Consider the following 26,384-nt stretch of genomic DNA (forward strand, 5'->3'; position numbering starts at 1 on the left):
CCCCCGCTCCGTCCGGGACGCCCACGAAATTGCCGATGACCTCGCCAGACGCGAAATCAAACTCAGCATCGGCGGTCCCGTCCATGACCCTACCGACCCAATGGGCAAACTCCTGTTCAACGTGTTGGCGATGATCTCCGAGTTCGAAGCTGACCTTATTCGGATGCGCACCCGCGAAGGAATGAAGGTTGCCAAGGCCAAGGGCAGGCTGCGGGGCAAGCAGCCCAAACTCTCAGCGAAGCAGGAAGAGCACCTCCTCGAACTGCACGCCGCTGGGGAACACAGCAAGGCGGAGCTACCTGAGCTGTTTAGCGTCGGTCGCTCCACTGTCTATCGAGCCATTGAACGCGGGCGGCTGCGCAACGCAAACCACGGAAGCCCCTGACATTACATGCGCTCGATTTCGAACAATTAGCTGCTCATAGTCGTCGGCAGGCAGAAGCCAAGCGGCCGGCCCCCGCAGTGCAGGGGCCGGCCATTGAGCAAAAGATTTAGCCGAAGATCGGAGTCCCGACGAACGGGTCGATCGCCAGCCCGACGAACAGGACCGTGAGGTAGCTGATGGAGATGTGGAAGACCTTCATCGCCTTGCGGTTCATGTCGCGTGGCAGGTGTTCTCGCTGTGCCTCGCGGTAGAGCACATGGGATTCGAAGATGAACCAGCCACCGGAAACCGCGGCCAGCACTGTGTAGACGATACCGGCGTCACCCATCGGAACCAGCAGCAAGGAGCAGGCGACGGTGGCCCAGGCGTACAGGACGACCTGCACGGACACGGTCCGGGCCCCGGCAATGGCCCCGAGCATCGGGACGTGGGCGTTGTTGTAGTCGTCGGCATACTTCATCGACAACGGCCAGTAGTGCGGTGGGGTCCAGAGGAAGATGATCAGGAACAGGATGATGGCCGGCCAAGCCAGGGTCCCGGTGACCGCTGCCCACCCGATGAGCACGGGCATGCAGCCGGCGATTCCGCCCCAGACGATGTTCTGCGAGGTGCGGCGCTTGAGGATCAGTGTGTAGAAGACCACATACAGCAGGATCGCGGTGAGTCCGAGGACAGCGGTGAAGAGGTTTGCACCGGCCCAGAGGATCCCGATCGAGGCCAAGCCGATCACGTACGAGAAGATCAGTGCTTCACGGGGCGTGGCTTCGCCGGTGACCAGCGGACGCTTCGAGGTCCGGTGCATGAGCCGGTCCATGTCCCGGTCGAAATAGCAGTTGAAGGCGCCGGCGCTTCCGGCGGCCAGGGCGCCACCCAGCAGGGTCGCCACGATCGTGATCAGGTCGGGGAAGCCGCGCTGCGCGAAGATCATGGTCGGCAGCGTGGTGACCAGAAGCAACTCGATGACTCGCGGCTTGGTCAGGGCCACATAGGCCCGGGCCTTGCGTCCGATGAAACCACCCAGGGATTCATCGGTTTGACGTGACGCACGAGGTGCGAGCTCTACGTCGGTCGGTACGGTCTTCACGGACATGCCACTCAGTTCTTCGCGGGAAATACACAGACAACCCCAATCATACCCTTTTACCGGCTGTAGAACTCAGGCATCTTTCCCCCAGCCGCGAACGCCCCGGAAATTATCGGAATAAACAGGCCACGGGCACCCCCAAAGAGATATGGTTGAAGCGATGTGCCGGAGCGCTGGAGCTCAGTATTCGTACGTGGGCGTGCAGCATCTGTGCTTCCCCCGACTCCACTCCTCGGCACCGACCGCCAATACAGGACCAGAGAGAGGGGCCGCCACGTGGCGCCACAGTCAGATGTTCGGGAATTGTCGTGGACGGAATCGGATCAGAAGGCCGTGGACAGCATCCGCGTCCTGGCAGCCGATGCGGTGGAGAAGGTCGGAAGCGGCCACCCCGGTACGGCGATGAGCCTGGCCCCCGCGGCCTATCTCCTGTTCCAGCAGCATCTGCGCCACGATCCGAGCGACCCGCATTGGATCGGCCGCGACCGGTTCGTCCTCTCCCCCGGGCACACCTCCCTGACGCTCTACCTCCAGCTCTTCCTCTCCGGCTACGGCCTGGAGATGAAGGACATCGAAGCGCTGCGCACCTGGGATTCACTCACCCCCGGACACCCGGAGGTCGGCCATACCAAGGGCGTGGAGATCACCACCGGCCCGCTGGGACAGGGCCTGGCCTCCGCCATCGGATTCGCCTACGCCCAGCGTCGCATGCGCGGCATGCTCGATCCGCAGGCGGCAGCAGGGACCAGCCCGTTCGACCACTCCGTCTTCGTGATCGCCTCCGACGGCGACCTACAGGAAGGCGTGACCTCCGAAGCCTCCTCCTTGGCCGGCCACCAGGAACTGGGCAACCTGGTCGTCATCTATGACGAAAACCACATTTCGATCGAAGACGACACCGACGTGTCCTTCACCGAGGACGTCCTCGGCCGGTACTCCGCCTACGGGTGGCACACCCAGCGCGTGGATTGGACCCGCACCGGCAACTACGTCGAAGACGTCAAGGCCCTGCACCTGGCCATCAACGAGGCCAAGGCCGAGACCAGCCGCCCGTCGATCATTTCGCTGCGCACCATCATCGGATGGCCCGCGCCGACTAAGCAGAACACCGGTGGCATCCACGGCTCGAAGCTGGGAACCGAGGAACTCGAGGCACTGAAGAAGGAACTGGGCTTCGACCCTGCCGCGCACTTCGCCCTCGATGACCAGGTCCTGGCCCATGCCCGCGAAGTCGCCGATCGCGGGGCCGCCGCCCACGCCGAATGGCAGAAGGGTTTCGACGCCTGGAAGGCAGCCAACCCGGAGAACGCCGCCCTGCTCGAGCGCATCCAGGCCGGAAGGCTCCCGGAGGGATGGGATGCCAACCTCCCCGAGTTCGAAGCGGGCAAGGATCTGGCCACCCGTGCCGCCTCGGGACAGGTCATCAATGCCATCGCCGATGTCCTGCCGGAACTCTGGGGCGGTTCGGCCGACCTGGCCGGCTCGAACAACACGACCATCAAATCGGCGCCGTCGTTCATCCCCGAAACCAAGCAGACGGACTCTTGGAAGGGCGACCCGTTCGGCCGGGTCCTGCACTTCGGCATCCGCGAGCACGCCGCAGCAGCCATCGTCAACGGGATCACCCTGGCGTCGCCGACCCGGGCGTTCTCCGGTACGTTCCTGATCTTCTCCGACTACCAGCGGCCGGCCATCCGGCTCTCGGCGTTGATGGGTGTGCCGTCCATCTATGTCTGGACCCACGATTCCATCGGTCTGGGCGAAGACGGTCCGACCCACCAGCCGGTCGAGCAGCTGGCCTCGCTACGTGCCATCCCGAACCTCGACGTCGTCCGCCCGGCGGACGCCAACGAGGTGTCCTGGGCCTGGAAGACGGTCCTGGAGAACACCTCCAACCCCGCGGGGCTCGTGCTCTCGCGTCAGGGACTGCCGGTCTACGACAGGAACCAGCCAGGATTCGGGCCGGCTTCCGGAGTCGCCGACGGTGGCTACGTGTTCGTCGATGCCATGCGTGACGGCCAGGTCGTGGACCCGGACGTGGTGCTCATGGGCACCGGTTCGGAAGTCCAGCTCGCCGTCGATGCCCGCGAGGCATTGGCCGCTGAAGGCATTGCCGCCCGGGTGGTCTCGCTGCCCTGCGTCGAGTGGTTCAACCGGGCGGAGCAGTCCTACCGCGACTCCGTCCTCCCGCCGTCGGTGAAGGCCCGGGTGAGCGTCGAGGCCGGCGTGGCCCAGGGCTGGCGCGAACTGGTCGGCGACGCCGGCCGCATGGTCTCGCTGGAGCACTTCGGTGCCTCGGCAGACTACAAGCGCCTCTACACCGAATTCGGCATCACGGCCGAGGCCGTGGCCCAGGCGGCGCGCGACTCGATCAACGCAGCGAAATAGCACGACGCCGGTCGGCCACTGGAATAGTGGCCGACCGGTTTCCGTTCCCGTGGCCCGAACCCGCAGGAACGGCGCAGACCTCATTTCCCTCCTGGAAGGATCCATCTCATGAGCAACCCCAACACCCAGGCCCTCTCCGATGCCGGCGTCTCCATCTGGCTCGATGACCTCTCCCGCTCCCGCCTGACCTCGGGTTCGCTGCAGAAGCTCATCGGCGAGCGGAACGTGGTCGGTGTGACCACCAACCCCTCGATCTTCGCCGCGGCCCTGTCCAAGGGCGACGCCGACTACACCGAGCAGGTGGGTGAACTCGCTGCCGCCGGCGCCGACGTCGAAGAAGCGGTCTTCCAGATCACCACCCAGGACGTCACCCGGGCCTGCGACCTCTTCGCCCCCGTGGCCACCGCCAGCCAAGGCATCGACGGGCGGGTCTCGATTGAGGTCGATCCCCGTTCGGCGCATGACGCAGCCGCCACCATCGCCGAGGCCAAGAAGCTCTCCGCCAAGGTCGACCGCGAGAACGTCTTCATCAAGATCCCGGCCACCGTCGAAGGGCTCGAAGCCATCACCGCGACGCTGGCGGCAGGCATCAGCGTCAACGTCACGCTCATCTTCTCGCTGGAGCGTTACCGCGCCGTGATCAACGCGTTCCTCTCGGGCATGGAGCAGGCCAAGGAAAACGGCCACGACCTGTCCAAACTGCACTCCGTTGCCTCCTTCTTCGTATCCCGCGTGGACACCGAGATCGACAAGCGTCTCGACGCCATCGGTACCGAAGAAGCCACCGCGCTCAAGGGCAAGGCCGGTCTGGCCAACGCCCGTCTGGCCTACCAGGTCTTCGAGGAGGACTACTCCTCCGAACGCTGGGGCGTCCTAGCCGCGTCCGGCGCCCGTCCGCAGCGTCCGCTCTGGGCGTCCACGGGGGTGAAGGATCCCGCGCTGCCCGACACCCTGTACGTCACCGGGCTCACTGCCCCACAGGTCGTGAACACGATGCCAGAGAAGACGCTGGATGCCACGGCCGACCACGCCGAGGTCACCGCCGACACGATCACCGGCACCTACGACGAATCGAACCGGGTCCTGGATTCGCTGGCCGCACTGGGCATCGACTACAACGAGGTCGTCCTGCTGCTGGAGAACGAAGGGGTGGAGAAGTTCGAGGCCGCCTGGACCGATCTGCTGGCCGATGTCCGCCAGGCACTGGAAGCAGCAGGAAAGGCGTCGGCATGAGTGCCCTGGGGTTCACGGCCACCGGAGCCGCACAAGCTGCCATCCAGGCGCATGTCCCTGCCCTGGTCGCCGAGAAGACGGCCTCGCGCATCGCGGCCAAGGACGACACCCTCTGGGGTCCCGAGGCCCAGGCCGAGGCCTCCAAGCGCCTCGGCTGGGTCGACTTGGCCGAGACCTCGCGTCCCCTGGTCGAGCCCATCCTGGATCTGCGCCGGGAACTGCAGGCGGACGGCATCGACCGGATCGTCTTGGCCGGAATGGGCGGTTCCTCGCTGGCACCCGAGGTCATCACCGCCACCGCCGACGTCGAACTCGTCGTCCTGGACAGCACCGACCCCGAAATGGTCGGCAATGCCCTGACCGACCGGTTGGCCACCACGGCTCTGGTCGTCTCCTCGAAATCCGGGTCGACCGTGGAAACCGATTCCCAGCGACGGGTGTTCTCCCAGGCGTTCGAGGATGCGGGAATCGATGCGGCATCGCGCATCATCGTGGTCACCGACCCGGGGTCCCCCATGGATAAGGCCTCGCGCAAGGCCGGCTACCGGGCGGTCTTCAACGCCAACCCGGACGTCGGAGGACGGTATTCCGCCCTCACCGCCTTCGGGCTGGTGCCTTCCGGTCTGGCCGGTGTGGATATCGCCACCTTGCTGGACGAGGCGGAGGAAGCCGCGGAATTCCTGGCCGACGACGACGAGGACAACCTCGGACTCGCCTTGGGCGCGGCCCTGGCCGGGACCACGCCGTTGCGCAATAAGATCGTCTTCGTCGACGAGGGATCCGGCATCGTCGGATTCGCCGATTGGGCCGAACAGCTCATTGCCGAATCCACCGGCAAGCACGGCACCGGCCTGCTACCGGTCGTGGTGGAACCCGGGGCCGAGGAGACGGTCCACCAGGCCGACGACGTGCTCCTGGTCCACCTGGTCTCCGACGACGAGGACCCGGTCATCGCCACCCAGGGACACCATGTGTATGTCTCGGGATCGTTGGGCAGCCAGATGCTGTTGTGGGAGTACGCCACCGTCGTGGCCGGCAAGCTGCTGGGCATCGACCCCTTCGACCAGCCGGATGTCGAGGCGGCGAAGATCGCTGCCCGCGGGCTCCTCGATGCCACCCCCGAGCCGGAGACCGCCCAATTGGTCGACGGCGACATCGAGCTCCGGGCCACCGAAGGCCTGCTCGAGGGGGCGGCAGGCGTCACGGACGCCGTGGCCAACCTGCTCGGTGCCCTGCCGGCCGACGGCTACCTGAGCATCCAGGCGTATCTGGATCGCATCGGGCACGCCGATCTGGCGACCCTGCGCGAGGATCTGTCCGTGGCCTCGAACCGTCCGACGACGTTCGGGTGGGGCCCACGCTTCCTGCACTCCACCGGGCAATTCCACAAGGGTGGACCCCGCATCGGGGTCTACCTGCAGATCACCGCCGACTCCGATACGGACATCAGCATCCCCGACCGTCCATTCACGTTCGGTGAATTGATCTCCGCCCAGGCCACCGGTGACGCCCAGGTGCTCGCCGACAACGGCCGCCCGGTCCTGCGCCTGCATTTGGGCTCCCGGGACGAAGGAATCCGCCAGCTGCGTGCCGCGATCAGCGCACTGCCCGGAATTCACCAGTAACATCGGGGGCGGGCGGCCCCGGTGGCCGCCCGCTCCCCCCGTTGTTTCACCACAGAAAGCACCCCATGGCAGATACCACCGCGCACAACCCCCTGCGCGATCGTCGGGACCGCCGCCTGAACCGGATTGCCGGGCCATCTGCCCTGGTGTTCTTCGGCGTCACCGGCGACCTGGCCCGCAAGAAACTCATCCCCGCGGTCTACGACCTCGCCAACCGCGGGCTCCTCCCGCCCAGCTTCGCCGTCGTCGGCTTCGGTCGCCGCGATTGGTCGCCCGAGGACTTCGTCGCCCAGGCCAGGGAATGGGTCCTGGCCAGCGCCCGGACCCCCTTCAACGAAACCGTCTGGGCCCAACTAGCCGGCGGCTTCCGCTTCGTCACCGGCGGGTTCGGCGATGAAGAAGCCTACGAACGTCTCGGCGAGACCCTGGATGAGCTCAAGATCTCCCGCGGCACCCGCGGAAACCACGTCTTCTACCTCTCCATCCCCCCGAACTCCTTCGAGCAGGTCTGTGAGCAGCTTTCCCGCCACGGGCTGGCCCAGGACGAGCAGATCCACGCCGACGCCTCCGCGGAGCCGCAGGAGCCGGCCCCCTGGCGCCGGGTGGTCATCGAGAAGCCCTTCGGCCACGATCTGGAATCGGCCCGCGAACTGAACACCATCGTGGAATCCGTTTTTCCCCCCGACGCGGTCTTCCGCATCGACCACTACCTGGGCAAGGAAACCGTCCAGAACCTGCTGGCCCTGCGTTTCGCCAACCAGCTGTTCGAGCCGCTGTGGAACGCCAACTACGTGGACCATGTGCAGATCACCATGGCCGAGGACATCGGCATCGGTGGCCGGGCGGGATACTACGACGGCGTCGGGGCCGCCCGCGACGTCATCCAGAACCACTTGCTCCAGCTGCTGGCCCTGACCGCGATGGAGGAACCGATTTCCTTCAACGCCGATCACCTGCGCGCCGAAAAGGAAAAGGTCCTCGCCGCGGTCAAACTCCCCGAGGACCTCTCCCGGCACTCGGCCCGCGGTCAATACACCGGGGGCTGGCAGGGAGGCGAGGAGGTCACCGGTTTCCTCGACGAGGAAGGGTTCAACCCGGAATCGCAAACCGAGACCTATGCCGCCATCCGCGTGGACATCAACACGCGCAGATGGTCCGGGGTGCCCTTCTATCTGCGCGCCGGCAAGCGGTTGGGGCGTCGGGTGACCGAGATCGCCGTCGTCTTCAAACGGGCGCCCAACCTGCTCTTCCGCGACAACGCCTCCGAGGAGTTCGGCCAGAATGCGGTGGTCATCCGCGTTCAGCCCGACGAAGGCGCCACCATCCGTTTCGGTTCCAAGGTCCCGGGCACGCAAATGGAGGTCAGGGACGTGACCATGGACTTCGGGTACGGCCACTCCTTCACCGAGTCCAGCCCCGAAGCCTATGAGCGGCTCATCCTGGACGTCCTGCTCGGCGAACCCCCCCTGTTCCCCCGGCATCAGGAGGTGGAGCTGTCCTGGAAGATCCTCGACCCGTTCGAGGACTATTGGGCGTCCCTGGACGAACAGCCCGAACCGTATGCCCCCGGAAGCTGGGGCCCGAGTTCGGCTGATGAACTGCTGGCCCGAGATGGAAGGACGTGGCGGCGACCATGATCGTAGACCTGCCGAACACCACCACCTCGAAGGTGGCCAAGAAGGTCATGAACCTCCGCGAGACCGGCGGTGTCGTCGCCCTGAGCCGCGTGCTGACGCTTGTGGTGGTCACGCAGTCCGGGTTCGAGGAGGAGGCCATCGCCGCGGCGAACCTGGCCAGCCGGGAGCACCCGTGCCGCATCATCGTCGTGGTCGAAGGGGCCACCGACGCCCCGACGAGCCTCGGGGCACAGATCAGGGTCGGCGGTGATGCCGGGGCCTCGGAAGTCATCGTCCTCCATGCCGACGGGGACCTGGCCACGGCCAACGAATCACTGGTCAACGCGCTCCTGCTCCCCGATGCCCCCATCGTCGCCTGGTGGCCCCATGGGATGCCCGAATGTGCCTCCGAAACGGCCATCGGCAGGATCGCGCACCGCCGGATCACCGATAGCCGGACCGCCGATGAGCCGCAAAAGGCGCTCTTCGCCCTGGCGAAGAGCCATGTGGCCGGGGACACCGACCTGGCGTGGACGCGGTTGACCCTCTGGCGGGCCCAATTGGCCGCCGTCCTAGACCAGCTCGATGCCTCCTGCCTGACGGCCGCCACCGTGAAGGGTTCGTCCTCGAGCCCCAGCGTGCTGCTGCTGGCTGCCTGGTTGACGCTCCGGCTGGACATCCCGGTCACGATCGCCTCCTCCTCCAACGGGACCGGGGTGCGCAGCGTGAGGTTCTCCCGCGAGGACGGCGACGTGGTGCTGACCCGCCCCCATGACGACGTGGCCGAGTTGTACCAGCCGGGACAGCCCGTCCAACGGGTGTCGTTGCCGCGGCGCAACACCTCGGTCTGTCTTTCGGAGGAACTGCGCCGGCTGGACCCCGACGAGGTCCTCGGCGAGGTCCTGCGGGAGGGTCTGGCCCAGACCAACCTGCGCTCCGTGACCGCTTCCGAACGCTGAGCCTGCGGGCACCACGAAACGCCAAAGAGGCGGCTTCCCCCGTGGGGGAAGCCGCCTCTTCATGGTTCTACGGCGGTGGGCGCGCCGGGCCTGGGCCCGGGATGCCCCCGCGGGGATTGCGGGGTCCTAGATCTCCGAGCTCAAGCGCATGATGATGCCCAGCGCCACGATGATCGCGCCCCAAGACACCCCGAGCACGACGGTGATCCGGTTGAGGTTCTTTTCGGCAACACCTGAGGACCCGAGACTGGTGGTCATGCCGCCGCCGAACATGTCCGACATGCCGCCTCCACGTCCCTTGTGGAGCAGGATCAGCATGACCAGCAACAGGCTCACGAGTCCCAGCACCACCTGCAGGACAATCTTGAGTGTGTCCACTACTACCTTTCGGTCGAGAACGGCCGCAGCCGGTTAGTCCGTCACCAGATGATGCTCGAACCTAATAATGTTAGCAAATTCCGCGGCGTCCAGGCTGGCACCCCCGACGAGCAGCCCGTCGACATCGCTGCCACGCATGATGGCGGCGGCGTTGGCGGCCTTGACCGAACCGCCATAAAGCAGCCGGATTCCTGCTGCCGTGTCGGCTCCGTAGAGACTCACGAGCTCGGCGCGGAGCGCCGCGGCCATCTCCTGGGCGTCCTCGGGTCCGGCGACTTCCCCGGTGCCGATGGCCCAGACGGGCTCGTAGGCCACCACGAGATCGGCGGCCTGGGCCGCATCCAATCCCGCCAGCGAGCCACGCAACTGCTCGAGCGTGTGCTCGACATGGCGCCCGGCCTGCCGGACCTCCAGGCCCTCGCCCACGCAGAGCACCGGCACCATTGAATGCCTGTAGGCTGCTGCGACCTTGCGGGAAAGCAACTCATCGGTTTCGCCGTGGATGGCCCGGCGTTCGCTATGCCCGACCAGGACATACCGTGAGCCGAGCTTGGAGAGGAAGGCCCCGGAGATGTCCCCGGTGAAGGCGCCGGAATCCTCCGGTGAGAGGTCCTGGCCCCCGTAGACGACCGGCAGGTCATCGCCGGCGACCAGCGTCTGGACGCCGCGCAGATCGGTGAACGGCGGGAAGACGGCGACCTCGACCCGGTTGAAGTCGTGTTTGGCATCCTCGAGGGTCCACGCCAGCTTCTGCAGCAGCGTGATGCCCTGGACATGGTCCATGTTCATCTTCCAGTTGCCGGCAATCAGCGGCTTCCGGTCGAATTGACCGTTCGTGGAGGTGGTCATAGGTGGCTAGTTCCCTTCGAGCGCGGTGAGTCCGGGCAATTCCTTGCCCTCCAGGTATTCGAGGCTGGCCCCGCCTCCGGTGGAGATATGGCCGAAATCGTCCTCGCTGAAACCCAGGGTGCGGACGGCTGCGGCGGAGTCCCCGCCCCCGACGACGGAAAACGCCTCGGAGTCCGCCAGGGCCTGGGCCACGGCCCGGGTTCCCCCGGAGAAGGCCTCGATCTCGAAGACCCCCATGGGGCCGTTCCAGAACACGGTGTTGGCGGAGCGGATGTAACTGACGAAGGCCTCTCCCGAGGCCGGTCCGATGTCGAGGCCCAGTCCGGTATCGCCGAACCGACCGTTTTCGATCCCGTCGACGGGGCGCACCTCGTGTTCGGCGTCGGCCCCGAACTTGGAGGCCACCACGACGTCGGTGGGCAGGATGATGTCGCAGCCGGTTTCCTTGGACCGGGCCAGGTATCCGCGGACGGTTTCGAGCTGGTCTTCCTCCAGCAATGATTTCCCGACCGGGTGTCCCTGGGCGGCCAGGAAGGTGAAGGCCATGCCACCGCCGATCAGCAGGTGGTCGGCGCGGCCGAGGAGCGTGTCGATCACCGCGAGCTTATCGGAGACCTTGGACCCGCCCAGGACGACGACGTAGGGCCGCTGGGGGCCCTCGGTGAGCTGACGCAACACCTCCATCTCGGTCCTGACCAGATCGCCCTGGTAGGAGGGCAGCAGTGCGGCGATGTCGACCACTGATGCGTGCTTGCGGTGCACGGCACCGAAGGCATCATCCACGTAGGCACCGTTGCTGCCGGTCAGGTCGGCCAGCTCACGGGCGAACGAGGCCCGTTCGTCGTCGTCCTTGCTGGTCTCGCGCGGATCGAAGCGGACGTTTTCCAGGACCAGCACGGAGCCGTCCTGGAGTTTCGAGGCCAGTTCGCGGGCGCTGCTGCCCACGACGTCCTGGGCCACCTCGACCGGGAAATCGGCGAGCTCGTCCAGCCGGTCGGCGGCGGGACGAATGGAGTACTTCGGCTCCGGGGCCCCCTTCGGGCGGCCCAGATGGGCCATCACCAGGACCCGGGCACCGGCCTCGGAGAGTTTCGCGAGGACGGGAAGGGACGCGCGGACACGTCCGTCGTCGGTGACGGTGGAGCCATCGAGCGGCACGTTCAGGTCGCTACGGACCAGAACGTGCCGCCCACGGACACCATCGGCGAGCAGATCGTCGAGAGTGTTGGAAGTCATGACTTCAGGCTATCGGATCGCCGCGACTACGCCAGCTTCGAGCCGACGTATTCGGTCAGGTCGACCAGGCGGCTGGAATAGCCGAATTCGTTGTCGTACCAGCCGATGACCTTCACGGTACTGCCGATGACCTTGGTCAGCGGCGCGTCGAAGATCGTCGAGTGCGGATCGGTGACGATGTCGCTGGAGACGATCGGGTCCTCGTTGTACTTCAGGTACGGGGCCAGCTGGCCCTCCTCGGCGGCCGCGCGGAATGCCGCGTTGACTTCCTCGACGGTCGTTTCGCGGGCCAGGGTCACGGTCAGGTCGGTGGAGGAGCCGGTCGGGACCGGAACGCGCATTGCATAGCCGTCGAGCTTGCCCTTGAGCTCGGGCAGGACCCGGCCGATCGCCTTGGCGGCACCGGTGGAGGTGGGAATCATGTTCAGCGCGGCGGCCCGGGCACGACGCGGATCCTTATGCGGGCCGTCCTGCAGGTTCTGGTCGGCGGTGTAGGCGTGGATGGTGGTCATCAACCCGTCGACGATGCCGAACTGGTCGTTGAGGACCTTGACCATGGGGCCGAGGCAGTTGGTGGTGCAGGAGGCGTTGGAGATGATGTCGTGGTTCTCCGGGTCGTACAGGTTGTCGTTGACCCCCATCACGATGGTGATGTCCTCGCCCTTGGCGGGGGCGGAGATGATGACCTTCTTGGCGCCGGCTTCCAGGTGCTTGCGGGCGCCTTCGGCCTTGGTGAAACGGCCGGTGGATTCGATGACGACGTCGGCACCGAGTGCGCCCCAGCCCAGATCGGCCGGATCCTTCTCGGCGAGGATGCGGATGCGGCGTTCGCCAACGACCAGATCCTGCCCATCGACGGACACTTCCTCGGAGAGCCGGCCGAGGACCGAATCGTATTTGAGGAGCATGGCCAGGCTGTCGATGTCAGCCAGGTCGTTGATGGCGACGATCTCGACGTCTGCCTGGTTCATGAGCGCGGCGCGCAGGTAGTTACGTCCAATGCGTCCGAAGCCATTGATGCCAACACGGGTAGTCACGTGAATATTCTCCTTGCCGGAAGGTAGCCACCACCGTGCTCCGGGTAGGGAGATATGGACGCGGGGATGGCAATGGAAATTTTGTGACACCCCGTTGTGTCCTTGGCCTGTGGGCCGACCGGTTCAGCGGGCTCCCGATCCGGGGAAAACCGGATGCGGGGCCCACTGAAGCCGTTGATAACATCTTACGCCATAAGGCCTTTGATGTGTGAGCAAAATTACCTGCTCTTTTCCCCGGGTCCGAGGACCCGGGGGCGCGGGCTACTTGCCCGGAACGATCAGCGACTTCGCGCCGGAGCGCGCCGCCTCGAAGCGGGCCGACACGTCGGCCCAGTTCACGATGTTCCAGAACGCCTTGACGTAATCCGCCTTGACGTTGACGTAGTCCAGGTAGAAGGCGTGCTCCCACATGTCCAACATCAGCAGCGGGGTGGTGCCCACCGGCACGTTGCCCTGCTGGTCGTAGAGCTGCTCGATGACCAGGTTTTCACCCAGGCCCTCGAAGGCCAGCAGCGCCCAGCCCGAGCCCTGCAGGCTCAGTGCGGCGTTGGTGAAGTGGTTGCGGAAGGCATCGAACGAGCCGAAGGCGTCATCGATGGCCGCAGCGAGCTCACCCTCGGGCTTGTCCCCGCCTTCGGGGGAAAGGTTCTGCCAAAAGATCGAGTGGTTGGTATGCCCACCGAGGTGGAACGCCAGATCCTTGGACAGCTTCGGGATGTTGCCGTACTCGCCCTTTTCGCGGGCCTCTGCCAGCTTGTCCAGCGCGGTGTTGGCGCCGGCGACATACGACGCGTGGTGCTTGCTGTGGTGCAGCTCCATGATGCGCGCGGAAATGTTCGGCTCCAGCGCCGCGTAGTCGTACGGCAGGTCAGGAAGTTCGTACTTCGCCATGATCTCCTCCATTTGTCTCTCACACGCCCGCTCTACGGGCATGCTGGTGGGTAGTGCTTCCCGTGCCTCGCGGCGACGGAAATCCAGCGGCTTGATCAGCCGTCGAGCATATCTGCGGTAACGCTGGCCTCGGTCCCGGGTATTCCCAGTTCAGCGGCCCGGCGGTCCGCCATCGCCAACAGGCGACGGATCCTTCCGGCGATGGCGTCCTTCGTCATCGGGGGGTCGGCCAGGTGGCCCAGTTCATCCAGGCTGGCCTGTTTATGCGCCACGCGGAGGGCCCCGGCATATTGCAGATGGTCCGGGACGTCGTCTCCCAGGATCTCCAGGGCCCGTTCCACCCGGGCACCCGCCGCCACGGCGGCCTGGGCCGAGCGGCGCAGGTTGGCGTCATCGAAGTTCGCCAGCCGGTTGGCCGTCGCCCTGACCTCCTTGCGCATGCGCCGTTCCTCCCACACCAACAACGTGTCGTGGGCGCCCATGCGGGTCAGCAATGCGGCGATGCTGTCGCCGTCGCGGATGACGACGCGGTCAACCCCCCGCACTTCGCGGGCCTTGGCGACGATATCGAGCCGCCGGGCGGCCCCGACCAGGGCCAGGGCCGCTTCGGGGCCCGGGCACGTGACCTCCAGTGCCGACGAGCGGCCGGGTTCGGTCAGCGAGCCATGGGCGAGGAAGGCTCCGCGCCAGACGGCTTCGGCGTCGGCGGTGGAACCGTTGACGATGACCGAGGGCAGTCCCCGGACCGGGCGGCCCCGGCCATCGAGCAGACCCGTCTGGCGGGCCAACGATTCGCCGTCCCTGACCACCCGGACGACATAGCGGCTGCCCCGGCGCAGGCCCCCCGCGGAGACGACGATGATCTCGGCGATGTGTCCGTAGACCTCGGAGATGGCCTGACGCAGCCGCCGGGCGGTGGCGGCAAGATCGACTTCCGCCTCGATGACGATGCGACCTGAAATGATGTGCAGTCCCCCGGCGAAGCGCAGGGTCGCCGACACTTCGGCTTTACGTACGGAGGACTTCTTGACGTCCAGCCGGGACAGCTCGTCCTTGACCGAAGCGGTCAGTGCCATGGCTACTCTTCCTCACGTCGCGTTGTATTCCGGGCAAACGCCTCAAAGACATCCTGATACTCCGCCGCAAGCCGCAGGGGCTCGTGGACGGCACGGTCATGCCCAGTAGCCACCTTACCGAAAAAGCACTCGGCGCCGAGCCGGCCGGCTGCCGCACGGAAGGCCTGCTCGTCATCGACGGACGATGGATCGGCCAGAACGGCGTCGATTCTCAGGTCCGGGGCGTAGCGGGCAATCACGTCAAGATGTGCTGCGGCGGTCATTCCCGAGGTCTCCTGGGTATCGGTGACCAGGTTCATCGTCAGCAGGCGACGGGCCGGGGTGTTCTGCAGTGCCTCACGCATTTCCGGCAGGAGCAGATGCGGCAAAACCGAGGTGTACCAGGAGCCGGGGCCCAGGATGACCCAGTCGGCCAGTTCGATGGCGTCCAACGCCTCGGGGCAGGCCGGGGCATCGGTGGGGGCCAACGTCACATTGCTGACCAGGGTGTCGTTTCCGGCTTCGGCCAGAGCCGCCTGCCCATGGATCCGTCGTCGGACTAGGCTTCCGTCCCCGGCGGTGGCCAGGACCTCCCCGGAGATGTATAGCGGCACGGTACTCATCGGCAGCACGGCGCCGCGGGCCCCGAGCAGGGCACCGGCCCAGCGCAGCCCGGCCACGGCATTTCCCAGCAGCTCCCATAGGGTGATGATCAGCAGGTTGCCCACCGCGTGGTTCTCCAGCGAGGTTTCTACCCCTTCGGAGCCGACGAAACGATGCTGCATGACGTCGCGCCAGGTCCGTCCCCAGTCCGATTCGTCACAAAGGGCGGCCAAGGCCATGCGTAGGTCACCGGGCGGCAGGACGCCCAATTCGCGGCGCAATCGTCCGGAGGATCCGCCGTCGTCGGCGACCGTGACGATGGCCGTGATGTCATTCGTGAGCCGCCGGAGCGCCGAGAGGGAGGCCGAAAGGCCATGTCCGCCGCCGAGTGCTGCGACCCGGGTGGTGGTCATCTCATCGCCGCTGCCCGCCGGACGTGGGGGAAGCATCGGCATCTGTCCGGTCAGGAACGTCATGGACTTACTCCCGGCCCAGATCGCGGTGGTTGACCATGACCGTGACGTTGGGGATCTGCCTGAGTCGGCGCGCCATCTCCTCGCTCACGGCCACCGACCGGTGCTTGCCACCGGTGCACCCGATGGCGATGGTCGCGTAGTGCTTGTTCTCGCGGCGATACCCCTCCAGGACCGGTTCGAGCGCTTCAAGATAGTGGAAGATGAAGTCGGCCGTCCCGTCGGCTTCCAGGACGTAGTCGCTGACGACCTTCTCCTGGCCGGTATGCGGGCGGAGCGCGGGTACCCAGTGCGGGTTCGGGATGAACCTGACATCGGCCAGGAAGTTCGCATCGGTGGGCAACCCGTATTTGAAACCGAAACTCATCACGTTCAGCCGCAGGACCACCGGTCCCGAATCGGAGAACAGTTCGATGATCGACCGGCCCAGGGCATGGACGTTCAAGGGGGTGGTGTCGATGACGATCTCTGCGTGGTCCTTGATTTCCTTCAGGACCTCGCGTTCGGCGGTGATGCCGTCGGAGATCCGCCCCTCCCCCTGCAGCGGGTGGGGACGCCGCCCCTGCTCGAAACGACGGATGAGCAGTTCATCGCTGGCGTCGAGGAACAACACCCGGTATTCGATCCCGGCGGCCCTGAGCTGGCCCAGGTTCTCGCGCAGTTCGGCGAACAGCGCCCGGCTCCGGACGTCCATGACCACGGCCAGCTTGGGGATGGACCCGGGGGTGCGGGCAACCAGATCGGTCAGGGTGCCCAACAGCTGCGGGGGCAGGTTCTCCACCACGTACCAGCCCAGGTCCTCCAGGGCGTGGGCGGCGGTGGTGCGGCCGGCACCGGACATGCCGGTCACGACCAGCATTTCTGATGCTTCGGGCTTGACGGGGCTCAGCTCGATACTCATGGTTTCAGTCTAGTCGTGTTCCGACACGGCCGTTCTCAGTCGAGCAGCTCCCCGGTGGTGGTGTTGACCGCCGGGGTGGCACCGTCGTCGTCCTCTGCGGTGTCGTCGGGCTCCTGCGGCAGGGCCAAGGCCTCGACCAGGTGTCCGGCCAGGACGGTTCCGACCCCCTTGACCCGGGTGAAGTCCTCGGCGGTCGCCGCCCGCATGCGCTTGAGCGAACCGAAGTGCTTGATGACCGCCTGGCGTTTGGCCGGCCCCAGCCCGGGAACCTGGTCAAGCAGCGAGGAGACCATCGAGGAACTACGTTTCTGCCGGTGGAAGGTGATGGCGAACCGGTGCGCCTCGTCACGGATGCGCTGGAGCAGGTACAACCCGTGGGACGCCCGCGGCAGAACCACGGGGAACGGATCCTCGGGCAGCCAGAGTTCCTCCAGCCGCTTGGCCAGCCCGGCGACGTAGACGTCGTCGATCCCCAGGTCCTCCAACGCCCGGACCGCCGCGGCGACCTGCGGCGGACCGCCGTCGACCACGACCAGGGAGGGCGGGTAGGCAAATTTCTTCGGCGGGGCCTTCTCACCCTGTTCCTCAATGCTGATCTCTCCGGAAATCACCGGCGCCATGGCCGCCTGGTCCTCGAGGTAGTGGCGGAATCTGCGGGTGATGACGTCGTACATGGAGGCCGTGTCATCCCGGGCCGCTTCACCGCTGATGGAGAACTTGCGGTATTCGGACTTCTTGGGCATGCCGTCCTCGACCACCACCATGGAGGCCACGACATTGGTACCCGAGACATGGGAGATGTCATAGCATTCGATGCGCATCAGCGGTATCGGCAGCGCGAGTGCCTCCTGGAGTTCCTGCAGAGCGGCACTGCGCGTGGTGATATCGGCGGCGCGGCGTGATTTATGCAGGCGCAGGGACTGCTCGGCGTTCTCCTTCACGGTGCCCATCAAGGTGGCCTTCTCCCCGCGTTGGGGCACCCGCAGGTTCACCGCGCTGCCGCGCAGCCCGCGCAGCCATATCGCCAGTTCCTGCCGGTTCTCCGGTTCAACCGGCACCAGGACCTCCCGGGGGATCCGGTCCCCACCGGTGTTCTCCCCGTAGACCTGCTGCAGCAGGTGTTCGATGAACTTCGGTCCGTCGGTGTCCTCCACCTTCTCCACGACCCAGCCCCGCTGCCCGCGGATCCGGCCGTTGCGGACGTGGAAGACCTGCACCGAGGCCTCGAGGTCGTCTTCGGCGACGGCGAAGATATCCGCCTCGGTGTCCTCGGAGAGCACGACGGCGTTGCGTTCGAACACCCGGCGCAGGGCTGCGATGTCGTCACGCAGCCGGGCTGCTTGTTCGTAATCCAGTTCGGCGACCGCGGCCTTCATCCGGCCTTCCAGATCCCGGATGAACCGGGTGCCTTCGCCTCCCATGAACTGGCAGAGTTCCTCGGCCAGTTTCCGGTGGTCTTCGGGGCTGATCCGGCCCACGCACGGCGCCGAACATTTGCCGATGTCCGCCAGCAGGCAGGGACGTCCGGTCAATTGGGCCCGGCGGAAGACCCCGGGGCTACAGGTGCGTACCGGGAAGACCCGCAACAACGTGTCGAGGGTTTCGCGGATCGCCTTGGCCGGATAGAACGGACCGAAGTACTTCACGTCCTTGCGGCGGTCTCCCCGCATGACTTGGGCGCGAGGGAACTTGTCCCCCATCGTCACCGCCAGGTACGGGTAGGACTTGTCGTCGCGGAACATGATGTTGAACCGCGGGGCGTACTCCTTGATCCACGTGTACTCGAGCTGCAACGCCTCGAGTTCGCTGCCCACCACGGTCCACTCGACACTGGCCGCGGTATGGACCATGGCGTGGGTCTTGGGGGCCAGCGTCGTCGGATTGGCGAAATAGGAATTCAGTCGCGACCGGAGGTTCTTGGCCTTGCCTACATAGATGACCCGTGTCGCGGGGTCGCGGAAGCGGTAGACGCCGGGAGACGTGGGTATCTCGCCGGTCCGCGGACGGTAACTGCTGGGATCGGCCATACCCCCAACGCTACTCTGCCGAGGGCGACTGGTTGTAGTTGCCTGACCGTTCCTGCCCGCTGAGCCCGGCGATGGCATCGACGATCTGATCGGTGGCCTGGCGTCGTTGCGGCAGCGGGTGCTTACGCCCGACATGCTCGAACTGCAGGGGCTCCCCCACCGAGAGCGTGAACCGATGCGGGACGATCCTGTTGCTCCCGGCCGGTTGCAGGCGTTCGGTGCCGATCAACCCCACGGGAACCACCGGCGCCCCGGTGGACAGGGCCAGCCAGCCCACCCCCGTCCTCCCCCGGTAGAGCCGCCCGTCCCGCGACCGGGTCCCCTCCGGGTAGATCCCGACGCCTTGGCCCGATTCGAGCAGGTCCACCAACGAGTCCAGCGCGGCAACGCTGGCGGCCTGTTCCCCGCGTTCGACGGGGATGGACCCCACGGACTCGAAAAAGGCCTTCATCGCCCGTCCCTTGACCCCCGGGGTGGTGAAGTACTCGGCCTTCGCGAAGAAGGCGACAGGACGCGGACAGATCGCCTGGATGATGATGCTGTCCAGGAAGGACAGGTGGTTGGAGGCGACGATGAACGGACCATCGGTCGGTACGTTCTCCAGCCCGATGATCTCCGGGCGGCAGAGCGTACGGATGGTTCCGCGGAAACCGGCGCGGACTCCTTCGAACATCCCCATCTAGGCGGAAGCCCCCCGGTGCGCTTGTGTACCGGCAGTGGCCGGGCCCAGCAGGCGCCCCAGTTCCTCGGCGGAGTGCACGACGGCGGCCGCGCCTGCCGCTTCCAACTCGCCGTCGGCGGCGAAGCCCCAGGACACGCCGAGGGCGGTCAGTGAGTTCGCCCGGGCTCCTTCGATGTCGTAGAGCCGGTCCCCGACCATGACGGTGTCTCCGGTCCCGCCGCCGGTGGCGTGGAGTGCGGCGGCCACGATATGGGCTTTCCCGGCGGTTGCCGGGGCTGTGGAGGCCTCTTCCGGGGCCGATCCGTGGATGGAATCGAAGAAGGCATCCAGGTCCTTGGCGGCCAGCAGCCGGCGGGCCAGCGGTTCGGGCTTGGAGGTCGCGACCGCCAGACGGCATCCTGCCTCACGCAGCTGGCCCAGCAGTGCGGGGATGCCGGAATAGACCCGGCTGGCGTCCAGGCCGTGGCGGTCATATTCGGTCCGGTAGTCGGCGATGACCCGAGGCAGGAGTTCCTCTGTCATGCCCGGGAGGCCCAGCAATCCGATGGCCAGCGGGGGCCCGATCAACAGGTTCAGGGCGTCGTCGCCCGGGTGGTCCAGCCCATTGCGTTCCAAAGCATGCAGGATGCCTCCGGTGATGCCTCCGGCGGGGTCCACGAGGGTGCCGTCGAGGTCAAAAAGCACGGTGCGGGCAGGAATCATCACCGGGATATTGTCGCACGGACCACCCGGGCTCCACGGCAGGCATGCCCGCCACGGCATACTCACGCGGCGCCTACGCCGCGCCGGGACGCCGGCCGGGACCCTAGCCGAGGACCTCGGCCAGGAACCTGCCGGTGTGGCTGGCCTCGACCTTGGCGACTTGTTCGGGGGTGCCCTGGGCGACGACCTGTCCCCCGCCGTGGCCGCCTTCGGGTCCGAGGTCGATGACCCAGTCGGTGCTCTTGATGACGTCGAGGTTGTGTTCGATCGTGATGACCGTGTTGCCCTTGTCGACCAGCCCCTGCAGGACCAGCAGCAGTTTGCGGATGTCCTCGAAGTGCAGACCCGTGGTCGGTTCATCGAGCACGTAGATGCTGCGCCCGTTCGAACGCTTCTGCAGTTCCGACGCGAGCTTCACCCGCTGGGCCTCGCCGCCGGACAGGGTCGTGGCGGGCTGGCCGAGCCGGACGTATCCCAGCCCCACGTCCACCAACGTCTTCAGATGGCGGGCGATCGGGGTGAAGGCCGCGAAGAACTCCGCCGCCTCCTCGATCGGCATGTTCAGCACATCGGAGATGGATTTGCCCTTGTACTGGACCTCGAGTGTTTCGCGGTTGTACCGGGCCCCGTGGCAGACCTCGCAGGGGACGTACACATCGGGCAGGAAGTTCATTTCGATCTTCAGCGTGCCGTCGCCGGAACAGGATTCGCAGCGCCCGCCCTTGACGTTGAAGGAGAAGCGCCCGGGCAGGTAGCCACGGACCTTGGCCTCGTTGGTCTCGGCGAAGAGCTTGCGGACATGGTCGAAGACCCCGGTGTAGGTCGCCGGGTTGGAACGCGGGGTCCGGCCGATCGGACTCTGGTCCACGTGGACCACCTTGTCGAGCTGGTCGAGGCCTTCGACGCGGGTATGCCGTCCGGCCACCTGCTTGGCGCCGTTGAGCTTATTGGCCATCACCTTATAGAGGATGTCGTTGACCAGCGTGGACTTCCCGGAGCCGCTGACCCCGGTGATGCCGGTCAGCACCCCGAGCGGGAACTTCACCGTGACGTCCTGCAGGTTGTTCTCCCGGGCGCCGACGACGGTGACCTGGCGTTTGCGATCGACCTTGCGGCGCTTGGCCGGCAATTCGATCCTGCGGCGGCCCGCGAGGTAGTCGCCCGTCATCGAATCGGTATTGGCCATCAGCCCTTCCAACGACCCCGAGTGCACGACGGTGCCCCCGTGTTCGCCGGCCCCCGGGCCGACATCGACGATCCAGTCGGCCTGATGGATGGTGTCCTCGTCATGCTCGACGATGATGAGCGTGTTCCCGAGGTCGCGCAGGCGGTTCAGGGTCTCGATCAGGCGTCGGTTATCGCGCTGATGCAGGCCGATGGAGGGTTCGTCCAGGACGTAGAGCACGCCGACCAGCCCCGAACCGATCTGGGTGGCCAGGCGGATGCGCTGGGCCTCCCCACCGGAGAGCGTTCCGGCGGCTCGTTCGAGGTTCAGGTACTCGAGTCCGACGTCGAGCAGGAAGCGCAGCCGGGCCTGGATCTCGATGAGCACCTGGTGGGCGATCTGCTTTTCGCGTCCCGACAGGACCAGGGCATTGAGGAAGTCGGCGCATTCGCGCATCGGCATGGCGGAGACTTCGGCAATGGACTTGCCGTTGATCAGCACCGACAGGGAGGCGGGGTTCAGCCGGGCGCCGTTGCACACGGGGCAGGGAATCTGCCGCATGTATTCCTCGTACCGGTCCCGGGCGTGATCGGATTCGGTTTCCAGGTGTTTGCGGTGGATGTACTGGATGACACCTTCGAACCCGGTGCTGTATTTGCGCTCCCGTCCGAAACGGTTGCGGTACTGGACCACGACCTTATGGTCCTTGCCGTTGAGGATCGCATCGCGCTGGACGTCGGTGAACTTGCGCCAGGGGGTATCCAGATCGAATTTCAGGTCGTCGCCCAGGCCCTGCAGCAGCCGGTTCCAGTATTGGGTGGTGGCCACGCCCAGCGACCAGGGCGCGATGGCCCCTTCGGCCAATGTCTTGCCCGGATCGGGCACGACGAGTTCCTCGTCGACCTCCAACCGGGTCCCGATGCCGGTGCACGCGGGGCAGGCACCGAAGGGGTTGTTGAAGGAGAACGAGCGCGGCTCGACCTCGTCGATCGCCAACGGGTGTTCGTTGGGGCAGGCCAGATGTTCCGAGAAGGCCCGGACCCGCGCGTCGTCCTGGGCGGGCAGGTCGACGAAGTCAGCGAGCACGCGGCCGTCGGCCAGGCCCAGGGCCGTCTCGATCGAATCCGTCAGCCGTTGCCGGATGCCGTCCTTGGCGACCAACCGGTCGATGACGACCTCGATGGTGTGTTTGTACTGCTTGCCCAGCTTCGGGGGGTCGCTGAGTTGGATGGTGTCCCCGTCGACCCGGGCACGGGCATAGCCCTTGGCAGCCAGCTCCTTGAAAAGGTCGACGAACTCGCCCTTGCGTGAGCGGACCACCGGAGCGAGGATCTGGAAACGCATCCCCTCCTCGAGCTCGAGCAGCTGGTCCACGATCGCCTGCGGGGTCTGCCGGGTGACCGGTTCATGGCACACCGGGCAGTGCGGGTGGCCGACACGGGCCCACAACAGGCGCATGTAGTCGTAGATCTCGGTGATCGTCCCGACCGTGGAACGCGGGTTCTTCGACGTCGACTTCTGATCGATCGAGACCGCCGGGGACAGTCCTTCGATGAAGTCCACGTCCGGCTTGTCGACCTGGCCGAGGAACTGGCGGGCATAGGCGGAGAGCGATTCGACATAGCGGCGCTGGCCCTCGGCGAAGATCGTGTCGAAAGCCAGGGAGGACTTGCCCGATCCGGACAAGCCCGTGAAGACGATCATCGCGTCCCGCGGGAGATCCAGATCCACATTGCGCAGGTTGTGCTCCCGGGCGCCCTTCACGAGAAGTCGCGACCGGTCGTGGGCACGCTCGATGGATTCCATGGAAACGCTGGGAACGGATTGCAATTCGCTGGAGGAAATAGCCACGGGTCCAGAGTAGTCGAATTCGGCCTCGAACACACGTTCGAAGACTCATGTTTTTGCGGGTTTCAGCGGGTTTGGACCGCCGGTGTTCACTGCACGCGGAAGGCGGCCCGCAGAAATTCAACGGCGCGGTCCTCCCCCACGCCCCAGGTCCTGGCCTGCGAGGCCAGTTCCTGGGCCGCGGACGCGAGTCTGCGGTCGCCCTCGGAGCCCGTGGCCAGGACGACGGTCCCGTGACGCCCTCGGGTCTGGACTGCTCCTGCCTGTTCGAGTTCCCGGTAGGACCGGGCCACCGTGTTCACGGCGACCCCCAGTCGTCCGGCGAGCGCCCGGACCGAAGTCAGCCGGGTTCCCGGAACCAGCTTCCCCGAACCGATGGCCTCCAGGATCTGTTGGCGGATCTGGTCATACGGGTTCTCAGGCACGTCCTTGCTGATGGCGACAAAATCCAAGACGTCGTCGTTCACTGGGTCTCCTCGGGGATCCGGGCCGGTCATCGCTGGCCGTGGCTTCGGGTGCCCCCCACAGTACCCGCCGGCGCTTTTCCCCCGCTCCGGCGAGCGCCTAGGCTGGCGGCATGAGCCCAGAGAATTCGCTGTTGCATGACCTGGCGGAGGTCACCATCCGCCGCGTGTCCGTTTCGTCGATGGACAACAACGCCTACCTCATCACCCATAAGCAGACCGGCGCGCAGGTGCTGATCGATGCCGCCGCCGACGCACCGGCACTGCGCGGTCTGATCAGTGAGGCCGCCGAGGACGCGGCGGTGACCCCGCACCTTGAGCTGATCGCCACCACCCACCAGCATTGGGACCACGTCCGGGCGCTGCGCGAGCTGGCCGATGAGACCGGCGTGCGGACGGCCTGCGGGGCCGACGACGTGGAAGGGATCCGGGCGGCCACGGGAGTCGAACCCGCTGTGGTCCTGGGCCAGGACGATATCGGGAACTTCGACGGCTTCGATCTGCGGGCCGTGCACCTGCGTGGACACACCCCCGGCTCCATCGCCTACGTGTATGAGGACCCCTCGGGCCCGACGCATATCTTCAGCGGTGACAGCCTCTTCCCCGGAGGCTTGGGGAACACCGATGGCGACCCCTCCCGGTTTGCCTCCCTGCATGAGGACGTCTCTGAGCGTCTCTTCGGGCAGTACCCGGATGACGCATTCGTCCATCCCGGTCACGGGAAGGGCACCACCCTGGGCGCGGAACGCCCGCAACTGGCTGAATGGAAACAGCGCGGCTGGTAGACGGCTGGCTGGCGCCCCCTACTCGTTATGCAGTTCCCGGACCTCTCCGAACGGGACCGTCTCCGACACCAGGGCCTGGACGCCAGATCCGAGGAATCTCACGAGGACCCCGTATTCGCCTTCGGCCACGGATTCCTGCATGACGGGTCGGACGGTATCGAGGAAGGCTGGTTCGGCCCCCTCCAGATAGCTCTGGTAGGCGCGGGGTAGTGGGTTTTCCATGGCCGGTTCCTCCTGTGCGGTGTTCCGTCGCTGCTGACCCCAGCTCTACCACCCCGGACACGGCACGGGAAGGTTTGACTGCGCGGAGGCCTCCCGGTCGGGCCACGGTTCCCGACCATGGAACTGTAGCTGGACGGGACGTCCCACGGCTCCCCATTCCGGGGGTTTCGAAGCCTCGGTGATACTTCAAGTTCCCGAGGGCAGCACCCCAGGGCAGGCGCCGTCCATACGCAGACACTTCCGTGCGGCAACAGATACCCCCGGCGTCGGGCCCCCCAGATTCCGCAGCCACTCCTCCCACCATCGGTCACCACGTGGTCCGCTGACTAAAGGCCGCGCCCTTCACCAGCCCCCGTAGAACGGGATCCCTTGAACACTGGTCCTAGCCGGCAGAACGCTCTAAGCTAAGTCAACTTTCGCGCTGTCCACCAAGATTGCCCGGGCGGCTCCGACGACAAGGAGAGTGAGCCGACGTGAAGCCCCGGACCGGAAAAACGTATCAGTTGATCGCGTTGGGAACCATCATCGGAACTGCCATCACCGGCTGCAGTGCCTTATCAGGCGGCGGAGCGGCCCTGACTGCTTCACCCCAAGCCGATGTGCCAAGACCTGCGGCCCCCTCGTCACCAGCGACCTCCTCCGCACCGGAACCGAAAACTCCATCCCCACCACCAAGCTCCCCACCCACTACACCAGCCGCCTCGAGTGAGTCGGTCGCGACGTGGCCCGAGACGGCACAGGACGTCACCAGCGGCCTGGCAAAAATCCAGGTCGTCACCTGTGACGGTGGAGGGACCGGCTCGGGTTTCCTGGTCGCGGATGACTTGCTCGTGACGGCAGCCCATGTCGTACAGGGGGCAACTTCAGTCACGACCCAGATCGACGGCGATCTCTCCGGGGCTCAAGTCATGGGAGTGAACAACAACGCTGATCTCGCCTTGTTGCGCCTGAACAACACCGCCCCGGGCCATGTATTTACCTTGCGGCAGGAGGATCCACCCGTCGGGACCGAGGTGGCGGCGCTGGGTTTCCCCTTTGGCGACGACCTTTCCTTCTCCAAGGGAACGGTCAGCGGGCTGAAACGAGGCGCGCCCGAATCCGAAGTGGACTCCGGCAACTTCGTCCTGACAGACACACCGGTCAACCCCGGGAACAGCGGTGGCCCTCTCATCACCCGGGACGGCTCGGTTGCAGGGGTCATGAGCATGCGTCCGGACCGCCGCAGTGAGAGATCCGTCGCTGGCATGGCCTATGCCGTCTCCGGACCCCGTACGGCACAAGCAGTCGAGGCATGGCAGCAACGGAACGTCCCGGTGCGGCCTGCCGAGTGCGAAGATGCCCTGGCCCGGAGCGTCGAGGTCGAGGTCTCCATCGACTCAGAGCACGATCAGGCCATGAACATTGCCCAGAGCCTGCAGATCCACGGTCAGGGCATCAACGATGGCGCCTACGAGGCGGCATTCGATTTTTTCACTCCTGAAATGCAGGAGGGCATGGGCGGACTGGGCACATGGCAGGCAGGTCTGGCCTCGTCGTACTGGCTCGGATTCAACGTCGTTGATGTCAGCGGACACGGCGACGACCTGGTGGCCCTCGTCCAGCTACAAACGGTGCAGGACACTGAAGACAGCAAGGACGGCCAGCAGGACTGTTCAGACTGGGCGATCGAGTACAAAATGCATTGGGACGGACTCAACTGGCTGATCAACGGTGCACGTAGCCCCTACGGGGATCCGCAGCAGTGCAACGAATCCGGCGGCTAGGCCGGTGCCAAGA

At 66.0% G+C, this 26,384-nt stretch carries 23 protein-coding genes; 8 read left to right on the forward strand and 15 right to left on the reverse strand.

Features of this window, described 5'->3' with window-relative positions:
• Positions 1-385: recombinase family protein (locus ACT3S6_RS04265; RefSeq protein WP_444553923.1), on the forward strand; the 385-nt coding region annotated here is incomplete at its 5' end.
• A 106-nt stretch (positions 386-491) separates the two neighbouring features.
• On the opposite strand, the gene ACT3S6_RS04270 is transcribed toward ACT3S6_RS04265, so the two are convergent.
• On the reverse strand, positions 492-1,475 hold the full coding sequence (locus ACT3S6_RS04270; protein ID WP_444553924.1) for a heme o synthase: 984 nt from the start codon (positions 1,473-1,475) through the stop codon (positions 492-494).
• Positions 1,476-1,772: 297 nt separating this feature from the next.
• Between ACT3S6_RS04270 and tkt the strand changes: the two genes are divergently transcribed.
• From tkt to ACT3S6_RS04295, 5 genes are all read left to right on the forward strand, one after another.
• Positions 1,773-3,857 (forward strand): transketolase, encoded by a 2,085-nt coding sequence (tkt, locus tag ACT3S6_RS04275; RefSeq protein ID WP_444553925.1) that lies wholly within the window; start codon positions 1,773-1,775, stop codon positions 3,855-3,857.
• A 108-nt stretch (positions 3,858-3,965) separates the two neighbouring features.
• Positions 3,966-5,090, forward strand: a complete 1,125-nt coding sequence (gene tal, locus ACT3S6_RS04280) for a transaldolase (protein WP_444553926.1) — start codon at positions 3,966-3,968, stop codon at positions 5,088-5,090.
• A complete protein-coding gene (locus tag ACT3S6_RS04285) occupies positions 5,087-6,715 on the forward strand; it encodes a glucose-6-phosphate isomerase (protein WP_444553927.1) in 1,629 nt (542 codons plus the stop codon). Before tal ends, ACT3S6_RS04285 begins: the two co-directional genes overlap by 4 nt.
• A 65-nt stretch (positions 6,716-6,780) precedes the next feature.
• The gene (gene zwf / locus ACT3S6_RS04290; protein ID WP_444553928.1) at positions 6,781-8,352 is read left to right on the forward strand and encodes a glucose-6-phosphate dehydrogenase; all 1,572 of its coding nucleotides are present in this window, start codon (positions 6,781-6,783) and stop codon (positions 8,350-8,352) included.
• Entirely contained in the window at positions 8,349-9,290 is a 942-nt protein-coding gene (locus ACT3S6_RS04295; RefSeq protein ID WP_444553929.1) for a glucose-6-phosphate dehydrogenase assembly protein OpcA, read from the forward strand. Before zwf ends, ACT3S6_RS04295 begins: the two co-directional genes overlap by 4 nt.
• A 126-nt stretch (positions 9,291-9,416) precedes the next feature.
• On the opposite strand, the gene secG is transcribed toward ACT3S6_RS04295, so the two are convergent.
• The 13 genes from secG to ACT3S6_RS04360 all read right to left on the reverse strand — a co-directional run bounded on the left by secG (position 9,417) and on the right by ACT3S6_RS04360 (position 23,604).
• Complete coding sequence (secG, locus tag ACT3S6_RS04300) at positions 9,417-9,668, reverse strand: preprotein translocase subunit SecG (RefSeq protein WP_444553930.1); 252 nt, start codon at positions 9,666-9,668, stop codon at positions 9,417-9,419.
• 33 nt (positions 9,669-9,701) lie between these two features.
• Positions 9,702-10,517: a triose-phosphate isomerase gene (gene tpiA, locus ACT3S6_RS04305; protein WP_444553931.1), complete on the reverse strand. Its 816-nt coding sequence runs from the start codon at positions 10,515-10,517 to the stop codon at positions 9,702-9,704.
• A gap of 6 nt (positions 10,518-10,523) precedes the next feature.
• Positions 10,524-11,753, reverse strand: a complete 1,230-nt coding sequence (locus ACT3S6_RS04310; RefSeq protein ID WP_444553932.1) for a phosphoglycerate kinase — start codon at positions 11,751-11,753, stop codon at positions 10,524-10,526.
• Between the two features lie 26 nt (positions 11,754-11,779).
• On the reverse strand, positions 11,780-12,790 hold the full coding sequence (gene gap / locus ACT3S6_RS04315; protein WP_444553933.1) for a type I glyceraldehyde-3-phosphate dehydrogenase: 1,011 nt from the start codon (positions 12,788-12,790) through the stop codon (positions 11,780-11,782).
• Positions 12,791-13,051: 261 nt separating this feature from the next.
• The gene (locus ACT3S6_RS04320; protein ID WP_444553934.1) at positions 13,052-13,681 is read right to left on the reverse strand and encodes a superoxide dismutase; all 630 of its coding nucleotides are present in this window, start codon (positions 13,679-13,681) and stop codon (positions 13,052-13,054) included.
• Between the two features lie 95 nt (positions 13,682-13,776).
• Positions 13,777-14,757, reverse strand: coding sequence for a DNA-binding protein WhiA (whiA, locus tag ACT3S6_RS04325; protein WP_444553935.1), 981 nt, complete (start codon positions 14,755-14,757; stop codon positions 13,777-13,779).
• 2 nt (positions 14,758-14,759) lie between these two features.
• A complete protein-coding gene (locus tag ACT3S6_RS04330) occupies positions 14,760-15,815 on the reverse strand; it encodes a gluconeogenesis factor YvcK family protein (protein ID WP_444553936.1) in 1,056 nt (351 codons plus the stop codon).
• Between the two features lie 4 nt (positions 15,816-15,819).
• Positions 15,820-16,713: an RNase adapter RapZ gene (gene rapZ / locus ACT3S6_RS04335; protein WP_444553937.1), complete on the reverse strand. Its 894-nt coding sequence runs from the start codon at positions 16,711-16,713 to the stop codon at positions 15,820-15,822.
• A 35-nt stretch (positions 16,714-16,748) separates the two neighbouring features.
• Positions 16,749-18,740, reverse strand: coding sequence for an excinuclease ABC subunit UvrC (gene uvrC / locus ACT3S6_RS04340; RefSeq protein ID WP_444553938.1), 1,992 nt, complete (start codon positions 18,738-18,740; stop codon positions 16,749-16,751).
• A 10-nt stretch (positions 18,741-18,750) separates the two neighbouring features.
• A complete protein-coding gene (locus tag ACT3S6_RS04345) occupies positions 18,751-19,419 on the reverse strand; it encodes a lysophospholipid acyltransferase family protein (protein ID WP_444553939.1) in 669 nt (222 codons plus the stop codon).
• The gene (locus tag ACT3S6_RS04350; RefSeq protein WP_444554047.1) at positions 19,420-20,124 is read right to left on the reverse strand and encodes an HAD hydrolase-like protein; all 705 of its coding nucleotides are present in this window, start codon (positions 20,122-20,124) and stop codon (positions 19,420-19,422) included.
• Positions 20,125-20,227: 103 nt separating this feature from the next.
• Entirely contained in the window at positions 20,228-23,095 is a 2,868-nt protein-coding gene (uvrA, locus tag ACT3S6_RS04355) for an excinuclease ABC subunit UvrA (protein WP_444554048.1), read from the reverse strand.
• Between the two features lie 131 nt (positions 23,096-23,226).
• Positions 23,227-23,604: a GntR family transcriptional regulator gene (locus ACT3S6_RS04360; RefSeq protein ID WP_444553940.1), complete on the reverse strand. Its 378-nt coding sequence runs from the start codon at positions 23,602-23,604 to the stop codon at positions 23,227-23,229.
• A 110-nt stretch (positions 23,605-23,714) separates the two neighbouring features.
• Between ACT3S6_RS04360 and ACT3S6_RS04365 the strand changes: the two genes are divergently transcribed.
• A complete protein-coding gene (locus ACT3S6_RS04365; RefSeq protein WP_444553941.1) occupies positions 23,715-24,386 on the forward strand; it encodes an MBL fold metallo-hydrolase in 672 nt (223 codons plus the stop codon).
• Positions 24,387-24,404: 18 nt separating this feature from the next.
• Here the strand turns inward: ACT3S6_RS04365 and ACT3S6_RS04370 are convergent, their stop codons facing one another.
• Positions 24,405-24,608 carry a hypothetical protein gene (locus ACT3S6_RS04370; protein WP_444553942.1) on the reverse strand — a complete coding sequence of 68 codons (204 nt, stop codon included), beginning with the start codon at positions 24,606-24,608 and terminating at the stop codon, positions 24,405-24,407.
• Between the two features lie 599 nt (positions 24,609-25,207).
• Between ACT3S6_RS04370 and ACT3S6_RS04375 the strand changes: the two genes are divergently transcribed.
• Positions 25,208-26,371 (forward strand): S1C family serine protease, encoded by a 1,164-nt coding sequence (locus ACT3S6_RS04375; protein WP_444554049.1) that lies wholly within the window; start codon positions 25,208-25,210, stop codon positions 26,369-26,371.
• Positions 26,372-26,384 lie beyond the last annotated feature (13 nt).

It is taken from the genome of Arthrobacter sp. AOP36-C1-22 (assembly GCF_052377515.1).
Classification (GTDB): Bacteria; Actinomycetota; Actinomycetes; order Actinomycetales; family Micrococcaceae; genus Arthrobacter_H.